The sequence below is a fragment of the uncultured Nostoc sp. genome (genome assembly GCF_964245575.1).
Classification (GTDB): domain Bacteria; phylum Cyanobacteriota; class Cyanobacteriia; order Cyanobacteriales; family Nostocaceae; genus Nostoc.
The window spans coordinates 1-10,420 of sequence record NZ_CAXTNP010000272.1 but is presented as its reverse complement, the minus strand read 5'-3'; the positions used below and the strand labels follow the sequence as shown (position 1 = coordinate 10,420).

The following is a 10,420-nucleotide window of genomic DNA, read 5'->3' as shown; positions in this document are numbered from 1 at the left end:
TGGCACAAGCTCAACGTTTATCTTCTTTTGGACTAGACATACTCAAGCAGCTTTTTAGAATGAAATAGCCCTGCTATAGTTGTAGAACAAATCCAAATTACCTATCCGGATGCAGAAGTTCATTTGTGGTGCGGAGCCGGAGACGCTCCGCCTCCGGTGAAGATGAACACCGTCTAGGACTCAAACCTGTTTTGCGAAGAGTTTATGTACCCGAAGGAGAAACACCAATCGCTGATGTCAATTGGCGGTTTAAATAGTTATGGCTGTATGCTTTTGTACATCCGAAAACCGGAGAAAGTTATTGGTGGATTCTTCCTTACGTCAACACAGAATTGTTTAATCAAGTTTTGGCTGATTTTGCTCGTGAATTTGGCTTGGGTGCGAATAAACACATTCTTTTAGCCATTGACCGCGCTGGGTGGCAAAAAGCGCAAAAATTTAGAGATTCCCGAAGGGCTACATTTAACATTTTTGCCATCTCACTCACCTGAATTACAGCCTGCAGAAAAACTGTGGATTCTAGTGGACGAACCAATTGCTAATCAATCTTTTAATACACTCCATGACTTAAAGGATGTTTTATTTCATCACTGTCAATCTTTACTTCAACAGCAAGATTTAATTCGCGAGTTAACGGGTTTTCATTGGTGGCTTCAGATTGGAGCTTAATCGTAACTAATTACCCGGACATGATATAGGTGCGAAGCGCAAAATTGATTGTTAGCAAAGATGACAATACAGTTTTCTGCAATGGTGCGATCGCATTGCTGCATTCTCCAGGTATGAATACTGCACGCAAACTAGCAGAAAAAGTGGATGTGCAACCTTAAGTTCTAATTTAATGTATAACTCATCGGCAACAGCAAAACCACTGAACGCTAATTAGTTCCTTGGTTTAAAACTAAGTAATTACACAGCTTTGCATATTTTAGGAGAATGTGAAAACAATGATTATCGTCATGAAATCCGGTTGTCCTCGACAAGAAATTGAATTATTAATCACAGAACTTTCGCGCTGGAAGATTGTCCCAGAACTCTCTATAGGCAAACACAAAGTAGCAATTGGTTTAGTTGGTGATACTATAGAAATCGACGTGCAGCAAATACAAAATTTAAGTCCTTTTATTGAGCAAGTTCTGCGGGTAAAGAAACCATTCAAACGGGCTAGTTTAGAGTTTCGTTATGGCGAACCCAACAACGTAAATGTGTCTACACCCTCCGAAACTATCACTTTTGGTCAAAACTATCCTGTAGTCGTAATTGCAGGCCCCTGTTCTGTTGAAAGCGAAGAGATGATTGTGGAAACTGCGCTGCGAGTCAAAGCCGCAGGTGCTAAGTTTCTCAGAGGAGGGGCTTACAAACCATGAACTTCACCCTATGCTTTCCAAGGACATGGAGAAAGTGCTTTAGACTGGTTAGCAACAGCTAGATCGGTTTCTGGCTTGGGTATTATTACTGAGGTGATGGATGGGGCTGAATTAGAAATGGTGGCATCAGTCGCAGACATCATGCAAATTGGTGCCCGCAATATGCAAAACTTTTCCCTTTTGAAAAAAGTCGGTGCAATAAATAAACCTGTGTTCCTCAAACGTGGCTTGTCAGCCACTATTGAAGATTGGCTGATGTCTGCTGAGTATATATTGGCGGCAGGAAATCTCAATGTGATTCTATGTGAACGGGGCATTAGGACTTTTGACAGAGAGTATACACGCAATACTTTAGATATATCTGCAATTCCTGTTTTGCGTAGTTTGACTCACCTCCCAATTGCTATTGATCCCAGTCACGGTACTGGAAAATCGGAATTAGTGACACCAATGGCAATGGCTGCCTTAGCAGCTGGTTGTGATTCACTAATGGTCGAGGTTCACCCTAACCCTCAAAAAGCCCTTTCAGATGGGCCTCAGTCACTCAATTTTACCAGTTTTGAAGAATTTATGAGAGAAATTGCTGCCTTGGGCAAATTCTTTGGTCGCTGGCAAGAACAGAAATATACAAAAATCGGCGAAACTCAGCCTCTACTCTCTTTATCAAATTAGAAGATTGGGGTTCTTTAAATAATTATCAACTCATCGGTGAAACAATTTTAGATTTTAGATTTACAATTTTGGATTTACTCTGCACACCCTTCTCTACGAGAGGCTGCGCCAATGGCAAGCTTAGGGCATGGCAAGAGACGGGGCTATGAACCAAAAATTATTTTAATCTAAAATCCAAAATCCAAAATTGCTGGTCAAGGTTAAAAACTTTAGTCATAAACTCTCAAAAATATGGATACACTTCGCTTAAGCAAAAAAACTGCCAACAAAATTGCCTTTCCTTTTGTGCATAGTTCTGATGACGTTGTAATTGTAGGCGATCGCAATCTTACTGTTGAAGAAGTAACTAGTGTAGCGCGTTATGGAACACGAGTACGTTTAACTGACGATCTAGAAAAATTGGCTAATATCCAAGCATCCTGCGATTTTATTGGCCATGCAGTTGAATCTGGCGAACCTATTTATGGGGTGACAACTGGTTTTAGTGGTATGGCAAATGTGGTAATTTCTCCTGAATCTGCGGCGTTACTACAAAATAATTTGATGTGGTATCACAAAGTAGGTGCAGGAAAAAAATTATCTTTGGCTGATGTTCGTGCTGCAATGCTTCTACGTGCAAACTCCCACATTAGTGGTGCATCGGGGATTCGTTTGGAAATTATCAAGCGGATGCTGATATTCCTCAATGCAGGTGTTACACCTCATGTCTGCGAATATGGTTCAATTGGTGCAAGATGTGAGTTAACACCTTTAGCATATATCACTGGGGCATTGATTGGTTTAAATCCTAGCTACATCGTTGACTTTAACGGTGTAGAAATAAATGCATTAACAGCACTGAAAAAGCTGGGTTTAGAGCCATTGCAACTACTTCCTAAAGAAGGGTTGGCGATGATGAATGGCACCTCAGTTATGACAGGTATCGCTGCCAATTGCGTCTACGACACCAAAAATCTTTTAGCATTAGCAATGGGCGCTCACGCCTTAGCTATTCAAGGTTTAAATGGGACTAATCAATCATTTCACCCATTTATCCATAAGCTGAAACCACATTCAGGACAAAAATGGGCTGCTAACGAAATGCTCAACCTGTTAGAAGGTTCAGGGTTAGTTCGAGAAGAGTTAAATGGTTCTCACGACTATCGCGGCGAAGATATAATTCAAGACCGTTATTCACTGCGTTGTTTACCTCAATATATGGGACCAATTGTCGATGGACTTGAGCAAATTCAAAAACAAATTGAAGTAGAAGTTAACTCTGTAACTGACAACCCACTTATCGATATAGAAAACCAAGCAACTTATCATGGTGGCAATTTTTTAGGGCAATACATTGGTGTAGGAATGGAGCAATTACGTTACTACATTGGGTTGTTAGCTAAACATCTAGATGTTCAAATAGCCTACTTGGTAGCACCAGAATTTAACAATGGCCTTTCTCCATCTTTGGTTGGTAACAAAGAACGGAGTGTAAACATGGGGTTGAAGGGATTGCAAATTACTGGCAACTCAATTATGCCTTTGTTAACTTTCTATGGAAATTCCATAGCTGACAGATTTCCTACCCACGCGGAACAATATAACCAAAATATCAACAGCCAAGGTTTTGCTTCTGCAAATTTAGCGCGTCAATCAGTAGAAATCTTTCAACAATATATAGCGATCGCCTTAATGTTTGGCGTGCAAGCAGTTGATTTACGTACATACAAAACTGTTGGACATTATGATGCCCGTGTCACCCTCTCACCTGCAACCAGAGATTTATATCTTGCAATCCGCGATGTAGTTGCACAAGTGCCTTCTCCCGACAGACCTTACATCTGGAACGACCACGAACAAGCCTTAGACGAACACATTGCCAAAATTGCAACTGATATTGCCAATGGTGGACAGATTGTGCAAGCAGTTAACGATCTTTTGTCGACCTTGCACTCTTAATACCAATGATGCACGCGCTAAACCATATTTAATTATAAGAAAGAAGAAATAAAAACGAACCGCAAAGGACAGAAAAGACAGAAAAAAGTTAAAAGGGTTTAGCGCAGGTTTACAAAGTAATAGTGTTAATCTCAATTTAGCCATATTTACACCATTTCGTAATTCAGAAAATTAAATTTAGTTAGGGTTTTAAGATTTGCATCTCTAGGGGCACAAAACCTTGCATCTTCAATTTTCAAAAATTGGTATTAGTTTAAAAATAGTAGTCTATATCATTAATTTTGATGATTTTGTAGTAAGCACTTCAGTGCTTACGAATCCAGGACTAAAGTCCTTATTACGAACTTTTTCACCCCTTATAACTAATGTGATAGATCACTAGATACAATCTCAATCTCTAATTAACAGTCATAATTTTTTCAAATTGGAGACAAAATACATGGTTAAACAAAGCATCTACCAAAATGCGCGTAAAAAGCCCCCTGGCCCATCCAGTTTTCCAATTATTGGCTGCTTTCCACAAATGTCAACAAATCTGCTACAATTCCTCACCAATGCAGCGCGTGAGTATGGTGGTGTTGTCCATCTGGGGGCAATCGGGCCACAACAACTTTACTTGATTGCCGATCCAGATTGTGTGAAGTATGTCCTGCAAGAAAATCCTCAGAACTACACAAAAGGTGAAAATTTCCAGGACATGAAACTGGTAATTGGTGAAGGCTTGGTGATTAGCGAGGGTAACTCATGGCGTTCCCAGCGTCGCCTAATGCAACCATCTTTTCACCGCCAGCAAATCGCCGCGATGGTCAATGACATGACCCAGCTTACCACCGAGATGGTAGAATGATGGCAAAAAATTCCACCAGGTGCAACCCTCGATATCTCTGCACAAATGCTCGTGCTGACACAGAAGATTCTTCTAAAGACGACTTTGAGTCTTGATGCTGATAGCGATACCACTGAACTAATTCAGGCTTGGAATACTATCTATAAATTCCTGAGCGATCGCATGTGGGCTATCATCAAACCACCTATTAACTTCCCTACGCCAAAAAACCGCCAGTTTCAACAAGCAATCAACACCCTCCGCACAATTGCCAACAGCATCATCCAACAACGCAAACAAGGCAATCATACTACTCATGACATACTTTCAATGTTCATGAGTACTCAGGATGAGTCTGGCGGGGGATTGAGTGACCAGCAATTACATGACAAGATAGTTGGACTTTTCTCTGCTGGATTTGAGACTTCAGCTGTAACACTTGGCTGGATCTGGTACTTGCTTTCCAAATATCCCACTGTGGAACGCCAGTTACAAGCGGAACTGACTACGGTATTGGCTGGAAGAACCCCGACCTTTGAGGATCTACCGCACCTGAAATATACCAAAATGGTTGTTCAGGAAGCAATGCGTCTTTATCCGGGTGCTTGGGTTTATGCCCGCAACAATTTGGGCGATGATTTAATTGGTGGCTATCATATCCCAGCTGGCTCCATGCTTTTATTCAGTCCTTTTGTCACGCACCGCCTCCCAGCTTTTTGGGATAATCCTGAAGGCTTTGATCCTGAGCGATTCACACCAGAACGCTCTGTTGATCGTCCGCGTTATGTATACTTTCCTTTCGGCGGCGGCCAACGTCAGTGCTTAGGTGACATCTTTGCGTTAACGGAAATTCAGTTGATTGTGGCAATGGTGTGTCAACGTTTCCGCCTCAATCTACTGCTTGAACACCCAGTTGAGTGCCAGCCGTTACTAACTCTGCAAACACGCCAAAGCATCTTGATGACATTGCAGCCACGAACTGAACTTGATAACATCAGTCAGCTAAATACTCAAAAAACATTATTAACACTGAATTCTGACCTGAGGCAGAGCGTCTTTGGCTTTGCGCCTAAGTTCTGAATTCTTGTTATCAATGACTGTCGAAGTAGACAAAGGTAATCAAGTCGAGTGAGTCTTTTTAGCCATGAATATTGCTCATCATATCGAACGGGGTTATCAACTCTATCCTGAGAAAATTGCTCTAATATTTGAAGATAAATCTTTTACTTACAAACACCTGAACCAATTAGTAAATTCTTTAGCTAACAGTTTACATGGATTAGGAATTAAAAAAGGCGATCGCGTAGTTTTGCTTTTGCCAAATATTCCAGAATTTATCATTTCTTATCTTGGCATTCTCAAAATTGGTGCGGTTGTCGTCTCAGTCAACGTCATGCTGAAAAGCAATGAAGTTAGCTATATTCTCAATGATTGTGCTGCTAAGGCAATAATTACCACAGAGTCACTTGTTGAAAATGTACCCGACGCAGATTTACCCGAACTGCAACACATTTTAATTGCAGAGGGTAGTGCCAAAAAGGGAATTACTTTAGCGAAACTAATGGAAAGTGCTTCTGGCAATGCAGATGCTATTGAAATAGATCGCCATACTCCTGCTAGCATCGTCTATACATCGGGAACAACAGGTTTTCCTAAAGGAGCGACCCTTTCTCACGGCAATATAATTTCTAATATGTATTCCCAAAACCGTTGTTGTGGAATGCAACCAGATGACCGATTACTGCTTTACTTACCATTATTTCATTGCTTTGGTCAAAATGCTATTCTCAATGCAGCATTAAATGTCTGCGCCACAATTATCCTGAAACGTCGATTTGAACTTAAGCAAATACTTAACGCGATCGCTACTCATCAAATAACAATGCTTTTTGGAGTACCAACGGTATTCATCAATCTTCTAAATAGTGATTTATCTGGCTACAATTTCAAGAGTGTACGTTACTACTTTTCAGCTGCCGCACCGATGCCAATTGAAGTTGCCCAAACTTGGCGGGATAAATATGGAAAAGTGATTAATGAAGGATATGGTTTAACTGAAACATCACCATGTGCATCTTATAATCACGATTTAAAATACAAACTTGGTTCCATTGGCGCTCCAATTGAGAATGTAGAAATGAAAGTTATTGATGATAATGGTCGTCAGGTACAGCTTGGTGAATTGGGTCAGATAGTAATTCGAGGGCCTAACGTCATGCTTGGTTATTGGAATCGCCCATTTGAAACTGCGGAAGTAATTAAAAATGGCTGGTTCCATACTGGTGATATTGGTCGGGTAGATGAAGACGGTTTTTTCTATATTGTTGACCGCATGAAAGACATGATTAATGTGTCTGGATTTAAGGTATATCCGACTGAAGTTGAGAATGTAATTTATCAACATTCTTCTGTTGCTGAAGTAGCTGTATATGGCGTTAAGGATGCTATCAAAGGTGAGATAGTTAAGGCAAATATTATCTTGAAGCAGGGTAAGATAATTAGCGAAGAACAAATCCTAAAGTTTTGCTCTGAAAAAATTGCAAAATATAAACTTCCCTGTGCTATTAATTTTGTAGATTCACTGCCAAAAAACCCAACTGGTAAAGTTCTGAAACGAGTTTTACGCCAGCAATCAAGTTTTCAATTAGCTGCTGTTTCCAACTAAATGCTAACTAAAGCTAAGTAATCAATAAAGCTAAAAAATCAACTAAGAGGAATCAAAACTGGCAATGGTAAATACTAAACATCTCAACAAAAAAGTTAATTTTCCTCAAGCTTTGGGAACAAAAATTAATTCTCCATCTAATCAAATTTCATTTGAAACGTCAACTGGATCTTCCATTTTCTCTCCTGCATCGCTGAATCAAAAATCTCTAGAGTCAGAATTAACCCCTACAGTTGCAGAGGCTCTAGTTGAGATCCTGGAAAATTTCGGAGTTAACTATGCATTTGGTGTTTCAGGAGGCGGTATTGGGCCATTATGGGCAACATTAAACCGTAGCACCATCCAATTGCTTCACTTTCGCCATGAATCAGGAGCAGCTTTTGCCGCTACCGAGGCTTATTTTGCCAGCGATCGCCCCGTCGTGGTATTCACTACTACAGGCCCTGGTATCACTAACGCTCTGACTGGGCTTTTTGCTGCCCGAGGGGAAGGAGCAAAGGTAATTTTCTTATCGGCTGCAACCTCAACTGGAAATCGCGGTCGGGGAGCTTGTCAAGAAACTAGCGCCCACACAATGCCTTTCTCAGGAATTTTTACTCCAGGCCCACTATTCAATTACGCAACCATATTAGAATCTGGGGATCAACTGCCAGAAATTTCTCGCAGACTTGCCCAAGGTTTAGCACAACCAGGCAGCTTTGTAGCCCATATTAGTGTTCCAACGCCAATACAGACGACACCATTAAAAATACAGTTACCTCAGCCAGCGTTTTCTCAATCTGTACCAACTGCTAATGAAGAAGCGATCGCTGAATGTGTGAAGTTGTTATCAGCAGAATCTTTTGCTATCTGGGTTGGCTTCGGTGCGCGACACGCCGCCGAGGAAATCCGCCAGTTGGCAGAAAAAACTGGGGCGGCGGTAATGACATCACCTCGTGCCAAAGGCATTTTTCCAGAACATCATCCCCAGTTTATCGGTGTCACAGGCTTTAGTGGGCATTTATCTGTCCTGAAATATATGCAGGAGCAACGACCACAACGCATACTAGTGTTGGGAACGCGCCTTGGTGAGCCGACTTCATTTTGGAGTTCGGGGATGATTCCTGTTAATGGGTTCGTGCATGTTGATATCGATCCGCAAGTTCCAGGGGTGGCTTATCCATCAGTAGAGACTTTCGCTGTCCACTCGGAAGTCAAAGCATTCCTCAGAACTGTATTAAAACACCTTCCAGAGCGTCCAGGGCAAACGCATCTAAATTACTCTTGATCACAACGAAGGTTAAGAACCAACGAAAAAATCAGGATTTCGCGCTTGATTATTTTTTAAGCCCCAAAGCGATCGCCGAAAACTTTCGCAATAAGCAAGAGTTAATGACATTGATTTCGGTCTATTGAGAATAGACTTTGCTTATTGACATGATGCGGCCGCCCTGCCAGAGCGTCTTAATTGGTTTCCCACTTCCTCACTACCGCGTCCTGAAGCCTACACGAATACTCAGCGCCCAAATGGCTTAGTGCGACCCGAAGCACTGATGGATGCAATTCAACGGTTGATTATTGAGAGTAGCGATGCCTCAATCTTAGCTGAAGCGGGTAACTCTTTTGCTTGGGCAACTCACTTGCTGCGATTTAACGAGCCAGGTCGTTACCGGATTAGTACTGGTTTTGGGTCTATGGGTCATGCTGCTACTGGGGTAGTTGGTACGGCATTAGGGCGAAAAGGTAAAGCCGTTGCGATTGTTGGGGACGGAGCAATGCTAATGAACAACGAAGTCAGCACAGCAGTGAGATTCGAAATTCCATCTGTCTGGATTGTACTCAACGATGGACGCTACAATATGTGCGCCCAAGGAATGGCGTCGCAGGGGTTAAGTGCCAACTTTCCCATAGATACGGAGATACCAAGTACTAATTTTGCCGCGATCACTAGAGCTATGGGAGCTGATGGCATCTGTGTTAATACTGAGTCTGAATTGGAAGTAGCTATAGAAAAAGCACTTGCTTCTACTGTTCCATTCATTATTGATGTGAAGATTGACCCAACCCGACCCGCACCGATTGGAGGTCGCATTCAGAGTCTGATTAAGCAAGGAGCCATAGAAGCCAAAACAGGGCATTCCTAAATCTGTGCATCTACGTAAATCCTCAATCTGCTGCCCATAAATTAATCAGAAATTGATACCAATTTGAACTAGAGACTAAGGATTGGGGTCTGAATCCCCATCTAATTCCTCCCAATCCCCAGCCCCCAATCCCCAGTCCCTAATTCCATTGCGTAACACCAAAAACAAAATAAAAAGGAGATTTGTCATGACAAGATTAGAACCAGTAGGTATTCGCGCAGTCTCAGTTAACTTTCCTAGCATCATCCGCACAAACGATTACTACAGAGAAAATTTCCCCAAGATGGTTGCTGAGGCTGAACAAAAAACCCTGGCTAAACTTTTTGTACCCGATAATGCCACAGTCAATAGTGACGACGATATCTGGTCACAAGAGGTAGCACCGTATATGTCAGACCCCTTCCGTGGTACTTTTGAGCGAAGGGTATTAGCTGCCGATGAGACTTCGCTCTCACTAGAGTATCGCGCCGCTATCGATGCTCTCGAAGCCGCAAAGCTATCTCCTGAAGATATCGATCTTATGCTCGTTACTTCACTGTTTCCAGAGCAAATCACACCTGGTAATGCTGCTTTTCTCGCTGGGAAACTGGGACTACAAGGTGCGGCGTGGAATATAGAATCAACTTGCACTTCAGTGTTAGTTTCGCTTCAGACGGCCTGTTCTTTAGTGCAAACGGGACAGTATCGCAATGTGTTAGTGGTCGTCTCAACTACCTATTCGCGCTATACCGATGAAAATGATACTCTGGCGTTTTTATCAGGCGACGGTGCCGGAGCCGAATGGCACTAAGAAAAGCCGAAACCCTTGCGGTTTAAGCAGTTTGCAACT

The 10,420-nt window shown here is 42.0% G+C and carries 4 protein-coding genes and 4 pseudogenes; all 8 read left to right on the top strand.

Translation table 11 applies throughout. From position 1 onward, the window contains the following. Window positions 1-81: 81 nt before the first annotated feature. Window positions 82-669: pseudogene (locus ACFFAP_RS30785) on the top strand (IS630 family transposase); the annotation flags it as partial. Window positions 670-698: 29 nt separating this feature from the next. After that, window positions 699-830, top strand: coding sequence for a hypothetical protein (locus ACFFAP_RS30780; protein WP_375514770.1), 132 nt, complete (start codon window positions 699-701; stop codon window positions 828-830). Window positions 831-947: 117 nt separating this feature from the next. After that, window positions 948-2,039 (top strand): annotated as a pseudogene (gene aroF, locus ACFFAP_RS30775) (3-deoxy-7-phosphoheptulonate synthase). 231 nt (window positions 2,040-2,270) lie between these two features. After that, entirely contained in the window at window positions 2,271-3,977 is a 1,707-nt protein-coding gene (gene hutH, locus ACFFAP_RS30770; protein WP_375514769.1) for a histidine ammonia-lyase, read from the top strand. 439 nt (window positions 3,978-4,416) lie between these two features. Then, a pseudogene (locus ACFFAP_RS30765) lies at window positions 4,417-5,883 on the top strand (cytochrome P450). A gap of 64 nt (window positions 5,884-5,947) precedes the next feature. Next, window positions 5,948-7,468 (top strand): long-chain fatty acid--CoA ligase, encoded by a 1,521-nt coding sequence (locus ACFFAP_RS30760; RefSeq protein ID WP_375514768.1) that lies wholly within the window; start codon window positions 5,948-5,950, stop codon window positions 7,466-7,468. A 175-nt stretch (window positions 7,469-7,643) separates the two neighbouring features. After that, window positions 7,644-9,564: pseudogene (locus tag ACFFAP_RS30755) on the top strand (thiamine pyrophosphate-dependent enzyme); the annotation flags it as partial. Between the two features lie 214 nt (window positions 9,565-9,778). Further along, the gene (locus ACFFAP_RS30750) at window positions 9,779-10,381 is read left to right on the top strand and encodes a 3-oxoacyl-ACP synthase III family protein (RefSeq protein WP_375514767.1); all 603 of its coding nucleotides are present in this window, start codon (window positions 9,779-9,781) and stop codon (window positions 10,379-10,381) included. Window positions 10,382-10,420: the final 39 nt, after the last annotated feature.